At 40.3% G+C, this 25,584-nt stretch carries 14 protein-coding genes; 6 read left to right on the plus strand and 8 right to left on the minus strand.

What is annotated here, in order from left to right:
- Positions 1-5: 5 nt before the first annotated feature.
- The 5 genes from ACSSS3_RS13880 to ACSSS3_RS13900 all read right to left on the minus strand — a co-directional run bounded on the left by ACSSS3_RS13880 (position 6) and on the right by ACSSS3_RS13900 (position 9,353).
- A complete protein-coding gene (locus ACSSS3_RS13880) occupies positions 6-1,589 on the minus strand; it encodes a fibronectin type III domain-containing protein (RefSeq protein ID WP_442845132.1) in 1,584 nt (527 codons plus the stop codon).
- On the minus strand, positions 1,586-2,953 hold the full coding sequence (gene pbfA / locus ACSSS3_RS13885) for a (R)-1-hydroxy-2-aminoethylphosphonate ammonia-lyase (RefSeq protein ID WP_442845133.1): 1,368 nt from the start codon (positions 2,951-2,953) through the stop codon (positions 1,586-1,588). The genes ACSSS3_RS13880 and pbfA overlap by 4 nt, the downstream gene beginning before the upstream one ends.
- Before the next feature lie 9 nt (positions 2,954-2,962).
- A complete protein-coding gene (locus ACSSS3_RS13890) occupies positions 2,963-4,618 on the minus strand; it encodes an alkaline phosphatase family protein (protein ID WP_442845134.1) in 1,656 nt (551 codons plus the stop codon).
- A 65-nt stretch (positions 4,619-4,683) separates the two neighbouring features.
- On the minus strand, positions 4,684-6,126 hold the full coding sequence (locus ACSSS3_RS13895; RefSeq protein ID WP_442845135.1) for a SusD/RagB family nutrient-binding outer membrane lipoprotein: 1,443 nt from the start codon (positions 6,124-6,126) through the stop codon (positions 4,684-4,686).
- A gap of 11 nt (positions 6,127-6,137) precedes the next feature.
- Positions 6,138-9,353, minus strand: a complete 3,216-nt coding sequence (locus ACSSS3_RS13900; protein ID WP_442845136.1) for a SusC/RagA family TonB-linked outer membrane protein — start codon at positions 9,351-9,353, stop codon at positions 6,138-6,140.
- 834 nt (positions 9,354-10,187) lie between these two features.
- On the opposite strand from ACSSS3_RS13900, the gene ACSSS3_RS13905 reads away from it, so the two are divergent.
- The 5 genes from ACSSS3_RS13905 to ACSSS3_RS13925 all read left to right on the plus strand — a co-directional run bounded on the left by ACSSS3_RS13905 (position 10,188) and on the right by ACSSS3_RS13925 (position 16,337).
- Positions 10,188-11,879: a helix-turn-helix domain-containing protein gene (locus tag ACSSS3_RS13905; protein WP_442845137.1), complete on the plus strand. Its 1,692-nt coding sequence runs from the start codon at positions 10,188-10,190 to the stop codon at positions 11,877-11,879.
- 280 nt (positions 11,880-12,159) lie between these two features.
- Positions 12,160-12,423: a sulfatase-like hydrolase/transferase gene (locus ACSSS3_RS13910; RefSeq protein ID WP_442845138.1), complete on the plus strand. Its 264-nt coding sequence runs from the start codon at positions 12,160-12,162 to the stop codon at positions 12,421-12,423.
- A gap of 108 nt (positions 12,424-12,531) precedes the next feature.
- Positions 12,532-12,726 (plus strand): hypothetical protein, encoded by a 195-nt coding sequence (locus ACSSS3_RS13915; protein WP_442845139.1) that lies wholly within the window; start codon positions 12,532-12,534, stop codon positions 12,724-12,726.
- Positions 12,727-12,826: 100 nt separating this feature from the next.
- The gene (locus tag ACSSS3_RS13920; protein WP_442845140.1) at positions 12,827-13,186 is read left to right on the plus strand and encodes a PA14 domain-containing protein; all 360 of its coding nucleotides are present in this window, start codon (positions 12,827-12,829) and stop codon (positions 13,184-13,186) included.
- Positions 13,187-13,631: 445 nt separating this feature from the next.
- Entirely contained in the window at positions 13,632-16,337 is a 2,706-nt protein-coding gene (locus ACSSS3_RS13925) for an MG2 domain-containing protein (protein WP_442845141.1), read from the plus strand.
- A 124-nt stretch (positions 16,338-16,461) separates the two neighbouring features.
- Here ACSSS3_RS13925 and ACSSS3_RS13930 read toward each other — a convergent pair whose 3' ends face one another.
- From ACSSS3_RS13930 to ACSSS3_RS13940, 3 genes are all read right to left on the minus strand, one after another.
- The gene (locus ACSSS3_RS13930) at positions 16,462-18,876 is read right to left on the minus strand and encodes a TonB-dependent receptor (protein ID WP_442845142.1); all 2,415 of its coding nucleotides are present in this window, start codon (positions 18,874-18,876) and stop codon (positions 16,462-16,464) included.
- An 11-nt stretch (positions 18,877-18,887) separates the two neighbouring features.
- Positions 18,888-20,009 (minus strand): DUF4249 domain-containing protein, encoded by a 1,122-nt coding sequence (locus tag ACSSS3_RS13935; protein WP_442845143.1) that lies wholly within the window; start codon positions 20,007-20,009, stop codon positions 18,888-18,890.
- Between the two features lie 175 nt (positions 20,010-20,184).
- A complete protein-coding gene (locus ACSSS3_RS13940) occupies positions 20,185-22,290 on the minus strand; it encodes a thioredoxin domain-containing protein (protein ID WP_442845144.1) in 2,106 nt (701 codons plus the stop codon).
- A gap of 299 nt (positions 22,291-22,589) precedes the next feature.
- On the opposite strand from ACSSS3_RS13940, the gene ACSSS3_RS13945 reads away from it, so the two are divergent.
- Positions 22,590-25,577: a SusC/RagA family TonB-linked outer membrane protein gene (locus tag ACSSS3_RS13945; RefSeq protein WP_442845145.1), complete on the plus strand. Its 2,988-nt coding sequence runs from the start codon at positions 22,590-22,592 to the stop codon at positions 25,575-25,577.
- Positions 25,578-25,584 lie beyond the last annotated feature (7 nt).

Genomic DNA, 25,584 nt, shown 5'->3' on the forward strand with positions numbered 1-25,584 from the left:
TTAAATTAGTTGGTGGTAAACGTTGCAGGTTGCGACCAGTCGCTCCAGCTCAGGTATTGATCGCGGTAACGCACCCTCCAGTAATATTTAGAATTGGGAGCCAGCCGCCTTAAACTTTCATCTGTTAGGTCGTCGTTTTTTTGACGGTTTTCCTCGTAATACCAGTTTTCAGATTGTTTCCAGCTGTCCACGACAGGTTTTTCAAAATCAGGTGAAGTTGCCACTTGCCAGTGCGATGCAGTGTGTGTGCTGGAAGGCCTTCCGCCCTCAAATGAGCTTGCTTTTAAAGTAACACCGGTGATTGCTTCCGTTTTGTTATTCGGTGAAAGAGCCAAAGGAGCATTAGGTTTTTGATTCAGTTTGAAAACAGTTACGCTGTCCCGAAGCTCATTATCCCGGCTTTTATCGGTATTGCCCCGACTGATGCGTTTTAGAGTAATCCGGGGATCTGCAGGATTGGGATCTAACTCGACCATTACAAAGCCGTATTCATCCTGGGTAACGGTAAACTCGTCGTAATCGCGGCCTTCAAATTCGCCCCAGTTGTCAATTGCACCTCCTGCCGAAGCCACATTGACCCAGAGATGGTTGTGATCGCGCGACTGGCCGCGGGAGTAGCCGTGTGTATGACCAAAAAAGTGAATACTTGGTTTTCCGGTTTTGTCTGAAAAGGCTTCGAGCATTTTCACTACTTTCCCTGTGTGTTCTTCCTCGCCGGGAATCCACAATTCAGACTTGTAGGGATGGTGGAGCTGCGCAAAGACAAAATCGATATCCTCATTGGTTTCGGTTTCTTTTAATATTTGTTCCAGCCACTTATATTGTTCCCTAAGATCGCGATAGCCTGAGTTAGAGTCCAGTCCTATAATGCGCACATTACCATAATCTTTATACCACCAGTGCTCGGCATAAGCGGCATCGCCATTTTTGGGAAGGCTGAAATAGGTAAAGAAAAACTGCGAATTTTTCTCGTGATTGCCGGGTACAGGATATACCGGTACTTCTGCAAACAACTTGGATGCAGGTTTAAAAAAATGATCGTTCCACTGCTCATAAACGGTACCGTCAGAAACCAAATCCCCGGGAATCATAACCAGCGCCAGGTTGTCTGGCAACTCGCCCCCAAATTCCTGGTCTAAATACTTTAAAATACCTTCGTTGACCACCTCATTAAATTTGTTAGGCTCACTGCTATCGATTTGCATATCGCTCATGGCGATCAGGTTAAACGGTTTTTCTTCACCTGAAAAAGGCGGAGTTTTAAATTGAAATATGTCTGATTTCAAGGTGCCGGTCTTCACCCGGTAATAGTAGGTGGTAAAGCGTTCCAGTCCCGTAAGTTGAACCTCGTGTAGGCGGGATTCGCCAAAGTTTACGGGATATGAACTACCCGTGGTTTTTTTGCCCAGTTTGGGTGTTGTACCCCATTCTACCAGATTTTCGCCTGAAGTAGCAGTTTCCCATTTGATGATGATTGAAGTGGGTTCTGCATCTTGTAAATACGGCTCTACAACAAAGTCATTCTGCTGTGCAAAGGAGGGAAAGCAGAGGCTAAGGCTGAATAAGGTTACTAAAATATAATTTTTCATAGTTTGTATTGAGTTGTGATCGTTTGAAATGCTTTTTGAAGAATGCCAAGTGCTTCTTCCAGTTCGTGTTCAGTAATCGTAAGTGCGGGGCAGAGTTGTAGCACGTTGCCTTTAGACACTTTAAAGCTGAGTCCGTTTTTAAGGCATTCGTACATAATGGCTTCGGCTTCCTGAAGCGCTTCTTCCTTGAAGATAGGATCCTTTACCAATTCGAGTCCCCAGAGCAGTCCGATGCCGCGCACATCACCAATGAGCGGAAACTGGTTTTGAAGCATTGTCAATTTACTCAGCATTATTTCTTCTAAAGTTGCCACGTGTTCCAGAATGTTTTCTTCTTCCAGAATGTTGAGGGTGGCCAAACCGGCTGCGGCTCCCATAGGACTTTTCTCAAAAGTGTAGTGGCCGAGTGAAATGTGATTAAAGCGATCATATTCACTTTTGGTCACAATGGCTGCCTGTGGAATGATACCGCCACCCAGGCCTTTGCCCAGGCAAAGAATATCCGGGATGATGTCATAATGCTCGTAGGCAAAAAGTTTTCCGGTACGCCCCAGGGCAATAGGGATTTCATCCAATATGAGTAAAACTCCAAACCGGTCACAAAGTTTTCGGGCGGTTTGCCAAAATTTTTTAGAAGGAATCTGCGCATCGGTATTGCGAACGGTTTCTGCCAGAAAAGCACCAATCTGATTGTCTTTAGAAAGTACATATTCCAGATATTCAATCGCCTTATCCTCATTACCCTCATAGATTCCGCGGTAGGTGATGGGTGGTGGTATCCGCTCGACACCCGGCATCATAGGACCCATATTTTCCCTGAAAACCGACTCTCCACTTACGCTGATCACATCTAAGGAAGCCCCGTGAAAGGAGTCCCAAAAAGACAAAACCTTGTATTTGCCTGTAACTGCCCGCGCCAGTTTTAGTGCAATACCCACCGCCGAACTTCCGTTGGGCGTCAACAGGATTTTGTCTAAGCCGGGGGTTAGACTGGTAAGTTTTTCGGCAAAAGCAATTGCGGTCTCATTGGTATACCTGCGGGTAGAAAACGTGAGCGCGTCTAGCTGTTGTTTAAGGGCTGCAATAAGTTTTGGATGTGAAAATCCCAGCTGATGCACATTATTTCCGTGAAAGTCGTAATATTTTTTTCCGTTTTTGTTAATGAGAAATGGGCCTTGTGCGTGACTCAACACATCAAGACAAGGCGTCGACAAAGCCTGGTGCAAAAAGTATTGGGCATCTTTTTCCAAAAGCTTTTTGGTTTCGGCATCTACGGCTTCATTCATCCAGTTTTGTCGGGCTGCACTTTGGTTGATATCCCCTTCAACGATGCGTTCGTGATCTGAGAGTCCTGGCTTTTGCATACCTATAAGTTAGGGCTTAATTAGTTTATTAGCGGGAATGATCTGCTTACCGAGGCCGGGGCCTTTATACTGCACATCCAGGTAATAGCCTCCGCCGCCGTTAAAATAGTCCACTTGCAGATCGTGCAAGCCCTGACTGAGCTTGATGCTGCCGCTGCGTTCCTGCACGCCATGGTCGCCGTCATTATCAACTACTAATTTTCCGTCGAGATACAATTTGCTGCCGTCGTCACTATTGGTGTAAAACGTATATTCTCCTGTCTTATCAATCTTTAGTTTTGCCCTAAAAATGATTGCAGTATTGCCGGCTTCCTTAAGAGCGTTCAGTATTTCGGTATTTATTTCCATGGTATTTCCGCTTTGCGAAAGGCTTAGCGTTTCAAAATCGGGCAAACGGGTTGCTTCTTTCATTTTATATATAGCATACGACACACCTGCCTGATGCGTGGAAGGGATCAATCTGTAACTACCCGAAGCAAGGGTACTGGTAGCCTTTGTATCATCGATAATCACAGCCTTTACAAGGGTTGTACTGTCTAATTCAAAAGGAGTGGTGTAGTCCAGCCCATTTTCGGCGGAAGGATCAGAACCGTCCAGAGTATATTTGATGCTTCCCGTTGTACTGGGGTTGGTGATCGTAACGGTGGTTTTTTCATCTATAAACAAACCGCCCGCAGGGGCATAGGGACCATTTGCCGGAAGTAAAACCGGTGCTTGTAGACGTTTGGGGGCGGCATAAGTCAATACCGGTTTTTCATAACCTTCGAATGCGCTTTTCACAGGTCGGCCTATCCAAGCCTGCGGAGTCTTCAGATTAGCAGCAAAAGCAACGGTCGCCGCATTGTCGTATTGATACACTGTTTCTTCAATGGTGTATCCTTTTTTTACACCCGCGCCATAGAGGATAAAAGGGATTTGCACTTCTGCCAAAGATTCGCCTCCGTGCCCGGTACCAAGGCCTCCATGATCTGAAGATACGATAAAGAGGGTCTGCTCAAAGATTCCGGCATCTTTTGTCGCCTGAATGATTGCTTCGATGAGACTGTCTGCTTTTTCCACGGCCCGGTAATAGGGTAGAGTGCCGTGACCTTCGCTATGCCCGGCGTAGTCTACATGATCCAGGTGAATAAAGGTAAAGTCAGGTTTATGTTCCTTAACATAGGCGATCGCCTCCCGGGTAGTGCCGTCTTCGTGATCGCCATCTATATTAAAATCAACATCGTCCGGACTAAAAAGTCGGCCAAAACCATCCCAGTCGTAAATGGCACCTATTTGAGCTTCGGGTCTTTGATCGTGGAACAGGGTGAAGATCGTAGGAAAATGGGCATCGTGAGCGGTTACAACAGGCGGTAGGGTATGATTGTTCAGTTCCCAGCCATTAGAAGTAATGCCGTGTTGTTCGGTATCTGCCCCCATAAGCATACTGGCCCAGTTAGAACTGGAACTGGAGGGCAAAACGGAGCGGGCTTCAAAGGTCGCAGCCCCGTTTTGAACAAGACTGTCGAGTACCGGGGTATAGGCTTGCCTGATCCCATCGGGACTTAGGCCATCTATGCCAATGACGATGATGTGTTTGATGCCCAGATCAGGTGTCTTTGGAGAAGAGCAGGAGCATATCACTATTAAAGCCGTCAGTATAGATATAATTTTGAGTGTATGTTTCATATTTTATTTAAATAGGTTTAGGTTGCCCGTTCAGGGCAACCTAACCAAATTTTTAAGTTTAGAAATTAGTATCGGGTTCCGGTTTCCCACCAACCTTTAGTATTGATGTTATCACCTCCCATAGCTGCAACGGCAGCTTTATAATTTGCCGTATTAAGGGTTTGTTCAGATGAAGGATAAAGAAATCGCACCGGATAAAGATCACCGTTTAAAGTGTCTGGTCCCGGCTTTAAAGCGGGAAGCCCTGTTCTTCGGTAATTCAACCAGCCCTGATAATCTACATTCCACAAAGCAATAGTTTTTTGCGTAAGCAACAATTCAAGCGAACCATCGTAGGCAACAGCAGGTTGTGCCAGATAAGCGGCTATGTCTGCTTCTGAAACACCCCAATAACTTAAACTGGCACGTACTCCGGCGTTGTAAAATGTTTCAGGATTACCTGAAATAAACCCACGCTCAGCAGCTTCTGCCAGAATAAATTGTACCTCAGAATTTTTCATTATAAATGCTTCAGCGTCTGTAGCAGAGTAATAAAAAAGATTTACATCGAGCCTGCTGGGACTGTTTGCATCATCAAAGGCACGGGCATTGTCCTGATTCAGGCCTATAGGCATTCCTACCCAATCGCCATTGCTGTTGCGATCAAACCAGATATCAAGACGAGGATCATTAAATTTTGTAAAATACCCAAGCGCGGTTATACATAGACTTTTTTCATCAAAACCTCCAATTCGCCCGGTACTTTGTGGCCAGGAGTCTGTATTAGATGTACCGCTGTAAGTAAGGATGGCATTGTCTGCATTGTTATTAATATAATTACCTGCACTGATGATGGCTTGCATCTGCTGTGAAACATCCCGTCTTTTAGAGATGCGTAATAAATATCGCAGGCGTAAGGAATTTGCCAGTTTACGCCATTTAGAGGGATTTCCATCATAAATCACATCACCGGTTGTACCTCTGATGGATTGATTTTTGGCTAATGCTACATCTGCATCGGCTAAATCCTGTAGTAGGCCGTCATAGATATCCTCCTGTGCGTCGTAAACCGGAGTAAAGATACCTTCTGTTTTACCGGATAGGGCCTGGGTGTATGGAACATTGCCATATAGATCAGTAAGGTTAGCGAAACATAATGCCCTAAGCGTAAGAGCAATTCCCTCATAAGTGCTGTTTTGGGTTTCTTCTGTTCTTGAGATTTCCAGAATATCATTGATTTCCGGAAGGATTCCGTAGAAGAAATTCCACATTCCCTGATCTCCCCAGTCAAATTGAGCAAATCCCGGAAAGTTGTTTTTAGCCATTAGCTGAGTGATGGTGTTTCCATCGCTATAACCTTCCTCAGTTAGAGTACGAGTAATTTCTGATGTTACAGTTGAAGTAAGCAGATTGGCGCTTACCCCTTCGGGAGCATTAGGGTTTGAGTTGATTTCTTCAAAATTATCGGTGCAGGCTGTAAACAGGAAACAGGCAGCGATAAGTATCTGTATAAGGTTGACTTTTTTCATCGTTTTTGGTCTTAAAATTCAAGATTTAGGTTTACACCGAAACTGCGGGTACTGGGGAGTGCCATATCTTCAACTCCCGGTACTATTGATCCACCTGATAAGGAAATGGTCTCGGGATCTACGTGGTCGTTCTCGGTCCATAGGGCCAGGTTACGACCTACCAGCGCAATACTAGCTGATGTAAAGGGAACGGTCTTAAACCATTTTTTTGGAAGATTATATCCAAGTTTGACTTCACGTAGTTTTACATAAGTAGCATCAAACATGGAACTTTCTTCGTTGCTTCGGTTGTATACGTGTGAATAATAATTGGAAGCCGATACGTTTTTGGTATTTGGAGTGTATGTACCATTTCCGTTATCAATTACTCCCTCAGCTACAATTCCAGTTTCACGACCGGGAACCGTGAAATCAAGCATTCCCGTTGTTCCGCCAATGGCTACAGTACGGGAGTGAAATTCGCCACCTTGCCTCCAATCAAAAAGGAAGCTGAAATTGAAATTTTTATAAGTGAAGTTATTCTGAAGGCCCACCATAAAGTCAGGACTGTAATTTCCTAATTTTCTTAAGGTATTATCTACAATTGGTAAACCGGAATCAGGATTAATGATCCATTGACCGAAAAACGGGCTATTACGGTCTTCTACTTTTCTAAAACCGGTGCCGTATAAATCCCCAATTCGTTCACCAACTGCGGCACCCACCGTTAGGTAATTACTTTTAATCGTGTAAAAGTCAAGACCATCTGTGAGTTCAATAACTTTACCGCGATTTGTAGTAAAGTTTACAGAAGCATCCCAACGAAAATTGTCTGTTCGTACAGGAGTTGCATTCAAAGTAATTTCGAGACCTCGGTTTTGAACCTCACCGGCATTGATTACACGAGAGCTGAAACCAGAAGTGTTAGATACCGGAAGAGAAATAATTTGGTTTTTAGTAGTTGATTGATATACGGCGACATCAAGCCCAAGGCGATTACCGAAAAATCGGACATCGGCACCTAATTCAATAGAGTTTGTTTTTTCGGGTTTAAGATCTGAGTTTTTCAGTTCTGACGGACTATATACCCTTGAAAAACCATTGAACGTGTCTCCAAACCCGTAGGTGGCAGCAAGATTATAAGGGTTAGTATCATTACCCACCACAGCATATCCTGCTCTAAATTTGGCAAAACTTATAGCTTCAGGCATTTTGAGCATATCAGAAAGTATCATACTTAAACCGGCAGAAGGGTAGAAGTAGCTGTTATTATCTTTGGGTAGGGTAGAAGACCAGTCATTTCGCGCAGTTAAATCAAGAAAGAGGTAATCCTTATAAGATAGATTACCAAAGGCATAGACACTATTTACTCTAAACTCACTGTCGTAATCGCTAGTGGTCAAAGGCTCGGCGGAGTTCCCGAAATTGTATATAGCAGGAATAGAAAGTGAGTTAGCACTGATGCGCTGATAGCGGTTTTTAGCTACACGATGGTTACCTCCTATAGATATCCCAAAATCTAAATCTTCCGTCAGGATTTTAGTGTAAGACAGCAGAAAGTCTGTGTTCTGTTCCTGTGCATAGATGTAATCTTCACGGTACTGACCATTGGGGAAACGCTGTGTAGAATATGCTCTCTTGCGCATATCCAATTCATTGGAATAATCCAAACCGGTTCGTAGCATAAAGTTTAGACCGTCAGTGATTTTAGCATCTGCTCGCAAATTGGTAATAACGCGATCCCGGTTAAAGGCGTTTGTATTTTCATAAACCGTGAAAAATGGATTATCATGATAGTTGTAATTGTAATTGAACTGCTGTTGGTTTTCTAAACCAGGCTGCCAATAATCTCTTAACGAATTCATATCAATATGACGACCAAACCAAATCCATAAGTACATCACGTTTTCTGTTCCGTAGGAGTTGTTGGGACGGTTGTCTGAATTAGAATTGATGTAGTTCATAGAAGCCGTTACTTTAAGCCAGTTGGTTAAGTCATAAGCCCCATTAATTGCATAGGTGCGTCTTTTAAAATTGGAATTAGGCACTATGCTTTGGCTGTTGAGATCGGTAAAGGAGACCCTGAAATTACCGTCTTTATTTGCGCCGGTAAGAGCGACGTTATTGCTCATGGTAAAGCCGGTTTCAAAGAAATCCCTGATATTATCTGGATTTGAAATAAAGGGAGTAGCAATTATTTCGTCTGCAAATGTGCCATCAGCATTGCGTGGTCTAAGATCCACATCACCGGCTCTAAAACCACTTGTGGTTGGACTGTCGTGTTGAGGAATGAGTTGACCATCGAGTGCAGGTCCCCAGCTTTCATCAACGTGGTCATTAATACCTCCGGTTACAGAGCGGTTCTGTCCACCGTCATTAAACGCAAACTGACCATTAGAACCCTGCCCATAACGGTTTTGATATTTCGGCAAGGTAAGCAGGGTTTCCACCGTAGAGTTGTGGGTGATAGAAACACCTATTCCTTTAGTTCCTCTACCTGATTTGGTAGTAATTAACACTACGCCGTTTGCTCCACGGGATCCATACAATGCGGTTGCATTTGGTCCTTTAAGAACGGTCATTTCAGCAACATCATCAGGGTTGATGTCCATCGCGCCGTTGCCATAATCAACTCCCATGTTGCCCTCACCACCGGTATTATTTACATTGTTATTAATAGGGATACCATCTACGACAAATAAAGGAGAATTGGCGTTCGGACTAGGGTTTAGCGAGTTTTCACCTCGTATAATTATCTGTGAACTCGAGCCTACACCGCTGTTACCTCCCGTAACCCGAACACCAGCCATTTTGCCGGCAAGAGAATTAATCACATTGGTTTCTTTAGCTTCGGTTAGTTCATCACTTTCTACTTTTTGAACCGCATAGGCTAGTTTTTTAGTTTCGCGTTTGATACCCAAAGCGGTTACGACTACTTCATCAAGACCCTGAGCATCTTCCTCAAGGCTTATTGTTAAGGACGTTTTTCCGGTTACATCTACCTCCTGAGGCTTGAACCCCATAAAGCTTACCGTTAAAAGTTGATTGGTTTCAGGAACATTAATGGTGAAGTTTCCATCAAAGTCTGTTACGGCTCCGGTATCTGTGTTTTTTACGACAACGCTGGCTCCGGGTAAAGGCATTCCATTCGTGTCAGTTACCGTACCCTGTACTGTCCTATTCTGAGCAACAAGCACAGAGGTTACGAGAAATAACAGGAGACGTGTTACATAAATTAATTTTTTCATTGTGTATCAAATGTTACTATTAGTAAATTATTGATAGCAAAATTGATTTAAAATTGATTATATGTAAATATTAATGGTTTAAGAAATCATCATTTGGACTTGAAGAATTTATGCCCTAAATGCTAAGTATGTTAACTTAATCTTAAATCAGATCTAACGAAATCGTTTGTAATTGATGTGAAATGTTAACTCCATCTTAAACCTGAAAATTGATATTGTATAATGAATAGGTAAATGTCGAGCCAGATAATTTTTAACAGCGCGTTATTAATGAATATTCTCAGTGTATTAAAACGGTATGAATATCAGCACTTCGTAGAATTATTAGATTTAATATATTCTGAGTGACCCGTCCTACAATAACCATACAGATTAATAAATAAATCTCAAAGCGTATGCTTTTATTAGGATGTAAAATGTTTGCAATTACCACAACATTTATAAGTTAGGTATCTCTAAATCCGGGACAGTAATTTCGATTCCAAAAACCTCAATTTTACTTCAATTAGGAGTCGAAGTAATTTTAAACCATGTTTGGAAAATTAAGTAATTGTAAAAGCGGCAAAGCGTAAAGGATCTAAACGCCTTTTATTTCTAAGGACATCGCATAAGAACTAATACTCCTTGTATCTTTTAATTTTTCAGGAATCTCCGCAGGCTTCTTTTTATGTGGTGGCAGATATTTTTTAGTACTTCTATGTTGGGGAGCTTTATATTATGTGCAATCATTTAAAAGATCGAAAAGTGACTGATGTATTATTTATATTTGCATTTAATTAACATTTGTAATAAAATCAGGTTCTTCACTATTGATTTTGACTAAAACCAGAGCCCGTGTATTTTAATATAAAATATTGTTTCATCATTATTTCACTCATATCAGTAAGCTTACAGGCACAGAAAAGTAACAGGTTTGAAAGACTTTCTGAAGAGGAACTTTTAAAATATTACGATTCATTTGCTGATTTAGATAGTTTACAATTTATTGCTAATCGTTATTTAGAATTAGCTAAAGCATCAAATGATAAGATCAAGTTAGCCAGAGGATATGACCTTATGGCGAGGGTATATGATACGGACACCAATTTAAAATATGCCGATTCTATTATTCAGGTAAGTAAAAATCTGGAAAATCATAAAAGTTACCCTGCAATCGGTTATTTACTAAAGGGGTTTTATTACTATATCAAAGATGATTTTGTAAATGCGTTAGTTAATTTTGAGGAATCAGAGCAGTTTGTCTTAAACGGTGATTTAGATAAGGTTTTGACTTACAGAATGGGTATTTCTGCAATTCATAAATTAGTTGGAAGCGGTAATATCGAGTACGAAAGGGAAACTTTGGTAATCATTGAAAAGCAAAATGATTTCCAAAGCAAATATTTTGAATCCTATTTTAAGGTATGCCAAAGTATCGCTTATTCTTACTTAGATATCAACGATTTGGATATGGCAGAAGCATTTTTTGTGAAGGCTCATAGTCTAGTCAATACACTTAAAGTTAGTGAATACAATAATACGGTTAATCACGATAAAGGTTACCTTGCATTTAAGAGGCAGGATTATGAAACGGCACTCAATTTTTATGAGCGATCCGACGCATCGGATTTTGATTTAAGCAAAAGAATAACTTTCTTAATTGATAGGGCTAATGCGAAGCAACTTTTAGGAAATTATGCAGAAGCTAAAAAAGATTTTATTAGAGCCGACTCTTTATTTGTTGATAGTGAGGTTTTTCCGCAACAGTTGAATGATTTATACAGTTTTCTAATCTGCGATGCCAGCGACGCAAAGAATTTTGAAATGCAGCAGGTATATATAGATCGTTTTATTCGCGTTCAGAATGAAGAAAAATCTCGTTTTGAAGAGTTAAATAAATACATTAACAGCAAAAGTAACTCCCTCAATCATTCCTCTGCAATCATTTCAAAATCAGAATTCAATAAAACAGGTTTGGTTTTTTTATTGATTATAGCGACTTTATTGCTCTTTGTTTTAATAATTCTATTCATTAAGAGGGCTGAAGTAACTGATAAATTCTCCATGCTTTTGGAGGGAGGCTTTCTATTTAGGAGCCCAGATCCTAAAAATAAGGATACATCACAAAAAATGCAGCAGGCTGAGCAGGTAGTTACATATGAGCAAAAGGATGCAGATTCTACCCTTGATTTAGGTATTGATGTTGTTGTAGTAAAAGATATTCTCAAAAAACTAGATGATTTTGAGGCTAAAAAAGAATTTATCAAAATAGGAGGATTGAGAAATGTTTCTTCTCATTTAAAAACCAACAGCTCTTATCTTTCAAAAGTTATAAATGCCTACAAAAAGCAATCTTTTGCAAATTATATACACGAGCTTCGAATTGCTGAAGCAGTAAATAAATTAAAGAGCGACACCATTTTAAGATCCTATACAATAGAAGCTATATCCAAAGAATTTGGTTACTCTAGTGCTGAATCTTTCTCAAAAGCCTTCAAAAGAATCACCAATTTATACCCATCTGTTTTTATTAAAAATCTAGGCTGAAACTTTTAGTTTAGGTTTCAATTTCAAAATAGTAGTCGTTGAAACGAATTTCTCCGGTTCAGTAGCGCAGTTTTTCGCTAAATCTAAACTGAAAATTCGTAGGTATTTGAACGATATGCAACTTAATAGGGTGTTGCAGCATTAAGTGACTTGAAGGTTGCAGTGTATTTTTTACGTTAAGTACAAATAAACAGATATGCCATTGCTGGTTGATTGATTTAACCCCGTATTTGAATTTGAAGTACCCCCATCCTTAAAGGACTACTATTATTTTAGGCGTATGTATAAACCGCTATTATTTTGGCTATTCCTTTTGGGTTTTTCAAATTCTCTGGAAGCTCAAACCTTTGATTCTTCTTCGCGTCCCAACATTCTTTTTATTCTTGCAGATGATTTGGGGTATCACGATCTGGGTATCACGGGCAGCCGGTATTATGAGACCCCCAATATTGACCGTATAGCTAACGAAGGAACCGTTTTTACTCAGGCTTATGCCGCCAGTAGGGTTTGCAGTCCATCGCGGGCCAGTATTATGCTGGGGTAGTTTACCGCCCGTCACGAAATTACAGATTGGATCGGAGCACCGGAAGGCGAAGCCTGGCGCGATTTAAACCGATATGACAAAACGCTTCCTGCAACTTACAGGCATCAGTTGCGGCAGCAGGCAATCACACTACCCGAAGCCTTAAAGGCCGTTGGCTATGCTACTTTCTTTGCCGGTAAATGGCATCTGGGCGATGGCGATTCTTTCCCTGAAACAAATGGATACGATATTAACAAAGGAGGCTGGGAAGTAGGCAGTCCTAAAGGGGGGATACTTTTATGCTACGCTGCTCGATTATATTAGGCCTTATGATGATGCAGGTATTCCTTCCTTAAAAGGGCTTAAAATTTCAAAGGGTTTTATTCTTAAAGAGTTTGATGTTCAGTATCCGTATCTTCCTAAATTGGATCTTCTAAAACCTATAACCGAAAAAAAATATGCCGAAGTTAAAGATTTACAGCATCTAAAAAGTAATTACTATTTGCTGGAAGCATTTATTGAAATACCTGAAGACGACAGTTATACGTTTAGCTTAAATACGAAGGAGCAATGCTTGGTAAAACTACACAGGGCCTTACTTTTTGACGCTGATTTTGATAAACCAAATAGTACTTTAAAACGCAGAGTCAATCTTCAAAAAGGATTACATAAAGTGAAAATTTACTTCAGGAATACAGATGATAAAGTAGCACCATTTGATCTCTCTTGGACAATTGAAATGCGAAGTGAATGTAACGTGAATAATGAATTTTGGATAGAGTAATCAAATTTGCTTTTCACAGAACCGGGATCTTTTTGTCAATCAAATTGAAAGCCTTTCTTATTTCTGAAGTTTCAGGAGACAGCTGTTCAGATTTAGGGGTTTAAGCTATTTCTTAAATTTATTTTATAAGTTGTTTCTGAACCTCTCATAAATTCGCATCTCTTCAACCTAAAATAGCCTCAAGCTTAGGATGGCTTTAACGTGAAATTTCAATCGAGAAGATCATAAACTTGAAGTAACCGAACCTTTTTATTTATACCTTATTTATTGATAGGTTTTGATATTGAGCAGTTTAGTGAGCGAGTTGATAGATTTTAATTCACGATTCACTATCTTACAAGAGCATTTTGATTGGTTTGTCTTTCGTCTTTAAAAGCCCTGTTCCTTTAAAAGCGAATGAAATTCCTGATTTAACCAGCCTTTCCGTCTTGTACTTCTGCAGTGTATGAAAAATATAATTGTCCTCCTGGTTTTAATGACGACGGCTGTTTGGTCACAAGAGCCTAAGTTAATAAGTTCACAAGCTGTATCCGCAGAAAAAATATACCTTCAGTTAGACCGGAATTTATACACTACTACAGATACCATTTGGTTTAAAAGTATTCTTTTAAATGCTTCACAGCATACGCCTTCTACTTTAAGTGGGGTGTTGCACGTAGAACTCATCCAGGAAGATGAAACCCTTTATAAAAAACAATTGATCAAACTGGAAAATGGAATTGGCGAGGGGTATTTTGTTTTAAATAAAAATGCAAGCGAGGGCAAATACCTGGTGAGAGCTTACACCCGGTGGAATGAGAATTTTGAAAACGACTTTTTCTTTGAAGAATATATTTACATTTTTGGTGCAGATGATAAAGGTGTAGACCCCATTGAAAACATAAGCTTAATAGAGGATGAAGAGAACAACAGGCATTTGCAGGTTCATTTTAACCCAAAAGCTATTAATTCATCCCACCGGAATAAACTAACCGTATTCATAACTCTTGATGACAAAAAAGATACGCTGGCTCTAGGTAAAGGAAAAAACGAAAACTACAGTCTCGATTACAGCGTGGATGAAAAGACTCAATTTGCAACCTTCAAAATTCAAACCGACAACAATATAATACGTGAAAAAACAGTCATTCTGAATAAGGAATACATTGATCTTCAATTTTTCCCTGAAAGCGGAAAATTAATACACGGTTTATCAGGTAAAGTAGGATTTAAAGCAGTAGATGCTAACGGAAATGGAAAACCTGTTGAGGGAGTTATTTTAGATGAAAAACAAAACTTTATAACTCCTTTCAAGAGCAATAGTCTTGGTATGGGCTACTTCTTCATTAACGAAGCAGACAGCACTAAAAATTATTTTGCGCGGTTAAACACTTCTGCGCTAAAAGGCGAGGCAGTACTACATCCATTACCTAAAGTGGCTTCTAAGGGCACATCCTTATCGGTAATTAAACAAGGTGAAAATGTATTGATAAAAACAGCATCTAATTTCCTGAAAAATGAAAAGATCTTTCTTCAGGTTTCTATGCGTGGTGTCAATTTGTATGAACAGGAGGCTCATTTAGAACAGGGAGCTCATCAAATGTTGATGGCTGTCAACCCTCTTCCGGAAGGGATCATTGTCATTAAGCTTTTGGATAAGCAGAAGAAACCCATTGCCGAACGTTTGTATTTTAACGAAAAACGAAACAACAGACTGCAAATTGACCTTTCCGCAGATAAACAGGTGTACAACAAACGGGAACTGACATCGCTTACCATCAAAACCAAAAAGGACGAAAAAGCACTGAAGACAAACCTGTCACTTCTTGTAATAGACAAAAAGAAATTAGGAAGCGCACAAACCTTACGTCAAAACATCTTATCCTATTTCTTAGTAGATTCTGAACTAAAAGGAACCGTGGAAAATCCCGGTTATTATTTCAACCCAGACAGCAGCAAATATTTCGATTTAGAAGCCTTGATGCTGACTCAGGGATGGAGTAATTATACGTATGCTCAAGCTTACGAATCTTTCATTAATAAGCCGGAAACGGTATTGTCTGTATCCGGGAAAGTGAATACCCTTTTTTCCAATAAGAAAGGGAAGGAAAATATAGAGCTTACGATGATTACTTCGGGCAAAACGAAATCCATCTACACCCAGGTAAGTGATAGTCTGGGTAATTTTGATTTCAGGTTAAAAGATGAATATGGGGGTAAAATGGAAGTAATCGTTCAAACTACCGGAAAATCAGGCGCCAAAAAAAACAATCCGGTTTCATTTTTTAAAAGAGAATCACCTCCAGTAACTTTTGAGCACGATAATTCTGTTTATGAACTGGACAGTATCGTAACTGTCTTCGTAGAGGAAAGTAAAAAGCAACGGAAAATGGAACAGGAATTTGAAATGCAAAATGGTAGCGTGCTTTTAGATGAGGTCAATTTATCGGCTTATAAAATGACCCCCAACCGAAAAAAAGTGATGGAACGATTTGGGAAGCCCGAAGTGGTAATTGATGGCAAAGAGATTCTTTCTAAAAAGCAAACCTGGTCCTACGGTTTGTTCAGCATATTAATGCACGAATATCCGGGTATTGTGAATATTCGGCCAGGCAATGAAGGGTATTTACAGGCAAATATTAATAATGACTCCACACTCTTCGTTGTAGACGGCATCCCCGTTCAATATGTAGATTTTTCGCTTATTCCAAATATTCCTCCTGAAGAAATCACCAGTATGGAAATCATTTATTTCGCCCGTGATTTTCAGGATTTATATTGCTTCGTACACCCCGAAATACTTGAATGCAGAATGGCGCCACCAATATGGGGCCACGTCATTGCCATTTATACAAAAGCTCAAATTGGAATTCACGGGGCGCGTAAACCGGATGGATTAACACCAAACATTGTCGATGTCTTTGCCTCTCCTCGCGAATTCTATGTCCCAAAGTATGACAATAAGCAGAACGATACCTGGAAAAGTCTTGATTTACGAACGGTTATAAACTGGAAACCTACACTTCAAACCAATGAATCGGGAGAACTGATGACTTCGTTTTATAATGCAGATGTTGAAGGGGAAATGATGGTAGTAGTCGAGGCGCTTTCAGATGAAGGTGAAATTGGTTACCAGGAGATTACGTATGAAGTGACGCAACATTCAGATTAAACTTATTTTTTAGAATGTTGGTTTTAAATGAACCTCTATTCGATACAGCAGGTAATTGGAATGTTTGCCTTCTCCTGTCGTCGTTAATTTATTTGGAATGGTCTTAATACAGAAGGATAGGGAGTCAATCAAATACAAAATTGTAGGTTAGTGAAAATATGGGGCTGTTCATAATCGTGAGCTCGTATGAACCCAAAGGGCTCCCACGAAATATATTGGCATTGGCATCTCCACTTCGTTGCGTATAAAATATGTTGTATTGGTTCTTTCTGGCGTAGACGTTATAAATTGTGAAAGTCCAGTCGCCAGCCCATCTTCGATTCAGTTTTTTACTGTAGTTAACCTTCCAGGAAAGATCCAGGCGGTGGTAGGTTTTTAAACGCACATTATTACGTTCTAAAAAAATGGGTACATCAATACCTTCAAGATCAAAATACCCGTTAGCAGTAGTATAGGGTCGCCCGGTCTGGGCTGTGAAGTTAAAGCTTAGGGTGTTGTATTTACTTCCTTCTAAATTGATGGTACTATTAAAAACATGAGGCCTGTCAAAATCTGATGGATACCACTCATTGTTATTAACCCGGTCTGCCAATCGTTCGCTTTCTGTCTTTAAAAAACTTCTTGCCCACGTATAATTTACCCAGCCGTTGATTTTGCCTTTTGGCTTTGTAAGGCTGAATTCTACACCATAGGCTTTACCCTTAGCCTGAACCAGGTCGCGTTCTACAAATTCCTCCAAAAAGAAATCGGCTCCCGGCTTATAGGTTAAATTGTTTTCGCTGTTTCTATAGTAGGTTTCTATGCCAAGTTCTATACTGTTATCCAGAATATTCCGGTAAAGGCCAATGCTATAGCTGTCACTTGTTTGCGGAGCTATATTGGCATCTGATGTTTTCCATCTGGAGGTAGGAAGCGGGGTAGTGGCGTTATAGATGTTCTGTAAATATTGATTCAATCGCGCATAGCTGGCTTTAAGCGAGGTGTTTTGACCTAATTTTAAATTGAGCCCTAAACGTGGTTCCAAAGCATTGTAGCTTTTCACCTTTTCTCCCTGGTCAAATTCTGTAACGTTAGTGATTTCTCCGGTACTCTCATTAAATGTCGCAGCGGTATAGGGACCAACAAATGTAAAGTTGGTAAACCGTAATCCCCCAGACAACGTTAATGGTTCAAAGGGTTTCCACGTAAAATTTGTATATGCCGAAACTTCATAACTTGTTTCCTCATCCAGAGCAACCGGGAGAATACCTTCAGACGTTCCAGGGTCTAGCTTACCAGGCTTTATTCTGTATTGATTGCCCTGTATTCCGGCATAATAATTCAGGTTTTCATTTACTTTTTTTCCATATTCTGAAAAGATACTGGCAAAATTGATCTGGGATTCATATTCAATAACGTTGTCTCTGTCCTTTTCGGGAAACAGGGTTTTTGGAGTGTATTTACTAAGCAGAAAAACGGTTCTTAAGCTGGAATCGTCCTTAAACGAATGCGTCCATTGAAGGGTGTTGTTGAAGGTTTTAAAATCATATTGATTACTTTCGGCATTCACATTTTCAATTTTGGCAATCAGATCAAGTTGGTAAAAATCTGTGCTGTAAAAATTCGTAAACGAAATTTGGTCTTTATCGGTGGGCAGATAGAGTAATTTGATGGTGTGGTCGTAAAACCGGGCTTTGGTGTTCTTCAGCCTTTTAGAAAAGATGGGCAATAAAAAATCGGTAAATCCGGCTCTGGTACCGGCATATAGAAATAGTTTGTCCTTAATAATGGGAGTTTCCAGGGAAAGCCTGCTGGAAACCAATCCGATACCGCCGCTTAGCTTCAACTTGTCTACATAAGGATTTCTAACTTTCACGTCCAGTACCGAAGTTGTTCTTCCTCCGTAACGTGCAGGAATATTGGCCCGATAGAGATCTATAGACCCAAGAGCTTCGGGCGTAAATACAGAGAATAAACCAAATAAGTGGGTAGGATTGAAAACAGGGGCGTAATCGTACAAGAGCAGGTTTTGGTCCAGAGAACCGCCTCTAACGGAAAGCCCATTGCTTACTTCACCAGCATTATTGATACCGGGCAGTAGGGTCATACTTCTTAAAACGTCGACCTCTCCCAAAACAGCCGGCATTTTTTTAAGTTCGGCAGGAGCCAGTTTCAGGGCTCCCATCTGCGCTGTTTCCAAGCGTTCACTGATGCGTTTTGCGTTGAGCACAATTTCCGAAAGTTGCTGTTGTTCTTCCCGGAGTCTTAATTGTAAGGTTTTGTTCTCATTAAGGAAGATCTCCGTTTCCAAAGTTCTAAAACCGATGTAGGAGATCGCTGCGGTGTAGGTGTCTTGCTGCAGTTTTAGTTCAAATTCTCCATCGACATCGGTAACGCCTCCACAGGAACAAGGTCTTAAACTGATCTGAACATTCTCAATGGGTTTATTTGTAAGATCATTCAGTATTTTGAAGGATAGGGTATATTCTTGTGCTGCGATAGTGTTTGTTACACAGGCCCATAAGACACAAATTAGCAGCAAAGGCAGTCCTTGTCTCATCTGTATTTTTACTAGTCGATCCATCCCTCCGGTTGTATTGCTGTTCTGTGTCTGCTTTCATCACAAGGGGCGTACAAGTAACTGGGGCCTGGGCCCGTAGGTGGTGGCTCTGGTCTGGGCATTATCTGGTTTTCTATGGGAGACGCTTCAACTGTGGTACGATCTATCATAATAGATTGGGTAAATGCCGAAGCGGCCGTAAACCTTCCCAATACAAATTCATCCGGGTCTTCCGGATTATACATGTTTCCTATTAATGCTGCAGGCAAAGGCGCATTGAACCCCCCGTTATTATCTACCAGATCCTTGATAGCCCGGTAATACTCATAAGCCTTTGGTGTCAAAGAAAATTGCTGTATTTCAACAAGGATCCTGGTTTTTCTGGTTAAGGGAACCTGAGCTATTGATAGTGCAGAGGTCGTGGTTCCATTAGAAAAACTATCTGAAAAGATATTGATTTTGTCTCCATAATCTATTTGCCAGCAGTCCGATTCACACCAATAGGTATAATACTCTACGTTCTCATCGGGTACGCAGGCTCCGTCTCTAAATTTACTTTCGACGCAAACCTGACAAATGCGAGCCTTGTCGTAGGTTTTATGACGCCAGTAATAATAATTATCCTGATTGGGCGGATCATCAAAACTTATCAAAATCTCGTGCCCCGGGATATAGTCATCGTAGTCTTCACTAAACTCCAGTTCATCATCAAATACAGCACTTATGCTTTTGATAGGGACAGAAGGATTGATTGTCTCAACCTCAGAGAAATAGGTTTTTCCATTGGGCAGACTGGCTTCCAAATACCATTTTTCACCAACAGTTCCCTTAAAGCTTAAATCTTCAGGGATATATTGAAAATCCTCTTCAAACAAGGCTACTCTCTCGCCTGTGACTTCATTGACGAAAAAAACAGTGGCGCCACTTACAAAAATATTCCTGTAATAAAGAGCAACATCTGATTCGGTTATATTGACGTATGAAGAACCCTCAGTGGTACCTACAAATCCATCAATATATATGATTCCCTCTTTAAATTCGTAGGTTGGTGTAAGCGGATTTGTACAGGCTAAGAAGTTTAAGAATCCTAAAAATAGGAATAGGCGAAATTTAGCTTTAGATGGAAAAATCATACCTGAAAAATGTAATTAACTTATTCGTTTTCAGGCATAAGGTACTTATTTAATTTTATACGCAATCGATTGATTTCGTTTTAAGTTAAATTTTACAAGTAAGATAGATAGTTTACGATCTCAAATTGATTAAACCGATTCTAAAATGGATTATTAGTTGTTAACGCATAAAATTTTAAGGAAAGAACTGATGATTCATCAATCCCAAAGCCTCAGAAACTGTGCTTACAGGATATTTACAAGTGCGTTGCTCGCAAATATAAATCAGGGTTTTTCCTGCAACATACCGGCTTTCAAATATAGGAATGTCCGTTTCGGTTTCCTCAAAAACGATCAGTGTATTAGGAAGGTAACGGCTGTTGAGATCCCGGCTAAAATTTTGACTCTGAGGTCCCGTTAGCGCTACATCATAGAATGGAAATACGCGTTTTAAGCTAACAGACTGCCAGTGTGCATAAGCATCAGGGGCTATCTCAATTTCGGGTATCATAGCGTTGAGCATCGCGTTTGATTTGGCTGCTAAATCATCATCGTAGTAGATGTTGGCGAGTAACAGGAGGTTATTAGCCATTACCGCATTAGCCGAGGGCATAACTCCGTCATTTGTAATTACGATGGGAGCAATGAGATTATCCTGACTGTTGTATTTATAAAACGACGAATCGTTAATCCGAAATTTGGATAGGGCTTCAACCGTAAGTTCTTTAGCATCCTCAAGGTATTGGAGGTTGCCGGTGAGGGTATACAGTTTTAGCCCGGCAGAACTCAGATAGGTATAATCATCTAAAAAACCTGCTACAGGTTTACTACCCGATTTATACGAATGTACAAGTTGTCCGTTTTTCAGGGCTTTTTCCGTCAAAACCTTATACGTTTCTTCTGCCTGCTTCAAGTAATCGAAAGTACCCGTGGCGCTGAAGGCATCTGCCAGCGATTCGATCATCAACGCATTCCACGAGATTATGATTTTATCATCTTTAAGCGGAAATTTTCGTTTGGCTTTTAGGGTATTAAGGTCTTTTTTCCAGGAAGAAGTGAGTCTTTTCAATTCGGCTGTACTCAGGTTGTTTTCCTTAGCGAAAAGCGAATCGGTTTTGGTTTTATACAAATTATAAGCTTCTTCAGTATTTGATCTTTGAGAATCGAGGTTGTAGTATTTTTTAAAAAGTAGGGGTTGTTCCGAAACTTTAGCCAGTTCTTCCTGAGTAAATACATAATAGGCACCTTCCTCACCATCCAGATCGGCATCCAGAGCAGCGATGTATTCTCCGCCTGAAGTTTTAAACCGGGCGTTTAGAAAGTCAATCGTTTCAGTAATGCGTTGTTTGTAAAGCGGATTTTTAAAAATTTTATAGGCTTTAGAATACAGGCTTATCAACTGCGCATTGTCGTAGAGCATTTTCTCGTAATGCGGAACTTTCCACTCGGCATCTGTACTGTAGCGGTAAAAGCCACCTTCGAGATGATCATAAACGCCACCAAGAGCAATTTTATTAAGGGTAAGTTCGGTAAACTTTAGGGTTTCTGCATCCTGATTCAAATAAGCAAAGTCTAAAAGATAGCTCAGACCGGAAGGAAGCATAAATTTTTGGCCGTTGCCAAAACCTCCCTGTTTTAAATCCCAATCCTTTTGCCAGTTTTTAACCCAGCTGGTAGTTGTTTCGTTGTCAATTGTTTTAACGGAGGCTGAATTAGTAGCTGTGTTGAGTTCCTGAATGCGACGCGTTACTTCACTCGCGTATTCCTGTGCGCGCTCCGGGTCTTTTTTATAGAGACTATCTACCAGCTTAATACTGGTCATCCATTCCTCCCGGGTGTGATAGGTGCCTCCATAAACGGGGTTACCATCGGGTAGGAGGATCATATTTAAGGGCCAGCCCCCTGAGCCACGCATCAGTTGAAGCGCGGTCATATAAACGTGATCTACGTCCGGGCGTTCCTCCCGATCTACTTTAACATTTATAAAGTGGGTATTCATAAACGCCGCAACGCTGTCATTAGAAAAGGTTTCCTCTTCCATAACCGTACACCAGTGACAAGAGGCATAGCCAATACTCAATAAAACCAGCTTTTTTTCTTTACGCGCGTAATCAAATAACGTATCACTCCAGGCATTCCAGTCCACCGGGTTATGCGCATGTTTTAGCAAATAAGGGCTGGTTTCGTTTATCAGTGCATTGGTATGCGCGTATTCTTTTTGCTCTTTGCTATCCTTTTTACAACCTGTTAAACAAAAACAGATTGAAAGTATAAAAAGGCTATTGTAAAGTATGTTTTTCATCAGTTTAAAAGTAGGGAATTTGATCAAAAATTAGCTGGATTACCAGCTATTACCAAAGTAGGCAATTACAAATGATGCTCCACTTACTTTGAACATTAAAAATCAAGAAATCCCCATTATTCAAGACTTCTGAAGCCATGATGCAACAAAATTTAAAGAGGTTGCATCATTTGTTCTATTGCAATCAGACGGGTGCAAATACTTTTGTGAAGAATAGTTCAGGTGTTCGTTCTACGAAATCGATGTATTATTTAATCTGGAATTTTAATTTTTAAAAGTTAAACTCAAAATTCACCAATATGACCAAAATTAAGCTTGCAATTTTTGCGTTTGTTCTGCTGCTCACCGGCGCAGACTTACTTGCGCAAACAAAAACCATCACGGGTACCGTTAAGGATCCGTCAGGAATGCCGCTACCAGGTGCCTCTGTAGCTGTGATAGGGACTAATAAAGGCGCATCAACAGATTTTGACGGGATGTTCTCAATCGATGGAGTTGCATCAACAGATAAAATCCTCATTAGTTATGTAGGTTTTGAAAACCAGGAACTTACTGTAGGTTCGCAAACAACATTCGATATTACTTTGGCAGAGTCTGCAGAGGCTTTGGAAGATGTAGTGGTAGTCGCCTATGGTTCGCAAAGCAGAACCAAAGTTACCGGTGCTATTTCAACAGTTGATTCTGAAGCTATAGATGCCTTACCGGTAACCAACGCAGAGTCTGCCTTACAGGGTAGAGCTCCGGGTGTTACGGTAACCAATGCAGGTGCGCCGGGTACATCACCCAATGTACGTATTAGAGGTCTCGGAACTTTTGGTAATAATGATCCACTATATGTTATTGATGGTGTTATTGTAGGGAACCTTTCCGGTATCAGTCCAAATGATATCGAATCAGTATCCATATTAAAGGATGCATCAACTACTGCTCTTTACGGATCCTTAGGATCTAATGGTGTTGTTTTAGTAACTACCAAAAGTGGAAAACCGGGACGAGGAACACTTTCTTTTAATGCTTACAGTGGATTTCAAACGATCTACAAGCGTTACAATACACTAAATACCGATCAATATTTGCAATTTGCTAATGAAATTGGTGCTAATATCGACCGACCAGCAGATTTTTTAAATAATTACACAAACTTTCAGGACGCTATTTTTGAATCTGGTCTCATTCAGAATTATAATGCTGCTTATTCAGGAGGTAATGAAAACGGTACGTATCGGTTTTCAGCCAATTATCAGGATCAGGAAGGAGCTGTTATTAATTCTGGTTTTGAGCGTTTTTCTTTTAGAGCTACATCTCAATATACTACCGGTAACTTCAAAATAGGTGAAACGATGTCGGTTGCGTTTAGTAAAACTAAACCTATTTTAGAAAGCGGTGGTCGTTCTTTAATTGAACACGCTATAAAGGCTGCTCCCTATCTTAATATATATAACGATGAAAATTTAGGTGGTTTTCAAGGGCCTAACAGTGCAGCTGATGGTCAGGATGCCGAAAACCCGGTGCGGGTTCAAACACTTAGTGATTTTGAAACCCGAAACGTAGCTGTAATAGGAAACGTTTATGCAGAATATGAGATTCTAGACGGGTTAAGTGTAAGATCTCAGGTAGGTCTTGACTTTTTTGACGGATTGACTAATCAGTTTACTCCGGCTTTTAATGATGATGATTTAGGGGCTACCCACTTCCAAAACTTTGCATTTGCTCTAAGAGGAAGTACCAGAGGACAGGCAATTACATTTGACAATAGCTTGACTTATAAAAAAACGTTTAATGACGTTCATAACTTAGAAGCACTTGCCTTGGTTGAGCAATACACAAGTAAAACTGAAAGTTTTAGTGCAGAGGCGCGTAATACCATTACTAATGATATCAAAGAATTAGGTAGCGAACAACAAGCTGCGGGAAGTACAACTTTTGAGAACAATCGTTTGAGTTATCTGGCCCGTATAAATTACGATTATGATGATAAATACATCGTATCAGCCTCATTCAGGAGAGATGCATCTTCTCGATTTGGAGCTAACAATCGATGGGGTAATTTTCCCGCATTTTCATTAGGCTGGAACATAGCTCGAGAGGATTTTATGAATGATAGTGAAATTGGTACCCTTAAACTCAGAGGGAGTTATGGTATAACTGGTAGTGACCGAATTGCTGATTACAGATATTCTACTACCTTATTTAGTGACTTTGTTTACCCGGTGGCAGGTGTAGCTGCTATAGGTACCACTCCTAACGGCTTGGCAAATCCCGATTTAAAATGGGAAGAGACCAGCATGCTTAACGTAGGTCTTGATTTTGCCGCACTAAATAATAAGTTTACAGCATCATTAGAGTATTATAGAAATCAAAGTGATGAGTTATTAGTAGATATTCAGCTTCCTCTTTCTTTTGGATATAGTAGTTCAACTGTTGCTTCCAATGCTGCTTCGGTTCAAACCAATGGGGTTGAATTAGCTTTAGGATATAACGATTATGACGGTGATTTTACCTGGTCTGTTAATGTAAACCTGGGAACCAGCACAAACGAGGTTTTAGACCTTGGTGGAAGTACAGAACAGTTTTTCTTTGATGGTTTCGAAGGAGAGCGTGTTATAAGAGCTGAACCTGGAGAACCTCTGTTTCACTTTTATGGTTTAGTTACCGATGGTATTTATCAAAATCAAGCTGAAGTAGACGCTGTTTTTACAGCAAATCCAGATCAAGATGTAGTGCAGCCAGGTGATATACGTTATGTAGACATCAATAATGATGGTACCATTAACTCTGCTGACAGACAGATTATAGGTAATCCATATCCGGATTTAACCTATGGTTTAAATTTTGATGCCCGTTATAAGAACTTTGACTTCAATTTGTTTATTAATGGCGTCGCAGGTAATGATATTTACAACACGAATATCTATGATTTACAAGGTATGACCAGATTGTTTAATGCCGGAGTTGAGGTTTTAGATCGCTGGACTCCGACAAATCCATCGAATTCTATACCGCGTTACGATGGAGCACCACAGAACGTTGTCGCTTCAGACCGTTTTGTAGAAGATGGTTCATTTATGCGTCTTAAAAATCTAAGCGTGGGTTATACTTTTGATGATACGGTTATTGATTTTGTTAAACGATTAAGAGTATATATGAGCGGTCAAAACTTAATAACGCTGACAAACTACTCCGGTTTAGATCCTGAAGTAGTAAGTAGAGCAGGAGAGGTTGGTTTTGATCGTGGGGATTATCCGCAGCCGGTTTCTGTATTACTAGGTTTTGATGTATCATTTTAAAAAAAAG

The sequence above is a fragment of the Leeuwenhoekiella sp. H156 genome, assembly GCF_052218455.1.
GTDB classification, from domain to species: Bacteria; Bacteroidota; Bacteroidia; order Flavobacteriales; family Flavobacteriaceae; genus Leeuwenhoekiella; species Leeuwenhoekiella parthenopeia.

Coding starts and splice junctions, on each gene's coding strand:
- ACSSS3_RS13940 (WP_442845144.1), bottom strand. CDS start 22,290: ATGAAAAACATACTTTACAATAGCCTTTTTATACTTTCAATCTGTTTT.
- ACSSS3_RS13945 (WP_442845145.1), top strand. CDS start 22,590: ATGACCAAAATTAAGCTTGCAATTTTTGCGTTTGTTCTGCTGCTCACC.
- ACSSS3_RS13900 (WP_442845136.1), bottom strand. CDS start 9,353: ATGAAAAAATTAATTTATGTAACACGTCTCCTGTTATTTCTCGTAACC.
- ACSSS3_RS13890 (WP_442845134.1), bottom strand. CDS start 4,618: ATGAAACATACACTCAAAATTATATCTATACTGACGGCTTTAATAGTG.
- ACSSS3_RS13895 (WP_442845135.1), bottom strand. CDS start 6,126: ATGAAAAAAGTCAACCTTATACAGATACTTATCGCTGCCTGTTTCCTG.
- ACSSS3_RS13880 (WP_442845132.1), bottom strand. CDS start 1,589: ATGAAAAATTATATTTTAGTAACCTTATTCAGCCTTAGCCTCTGCTTT.
- ACSSS3_RS13930 (WP_442845142.1), bottom strand. CDS start 18,876: ATGAGACAAGGACTGCCTTTGCTGCTAATTTGTGTCTTATGGGCCTGT.
- ACSSS3_RS13925 (WP_442845141.1), top strand. CDS start 13,632: ATGAAAAATATAATTGTCCTCCTGGTTTTAATGACGACGGCTGTTTGG.
- ACSSS3_RS13910 (WP_442845138.1), top strand. CDS start 12,160: ATGTATAAACCGCTATTATTTTGGCTATTCCTTTTGGGTTTTTCAAAT.
- ACSSS3_RS13935 (WP_442845143.1), bottom strand. CDS start 20,009: ATGATTTTTCCATCTAAAGCTAAATTTCGCCTATTCCTATTTTTAGGA.
- pbfA (WP_442845133.1), bottom strand. CDS start 2,953: ATGCAAAAGCCAGGACTCTCAGATCACGAACGCATCGTTGAAGGGGAT.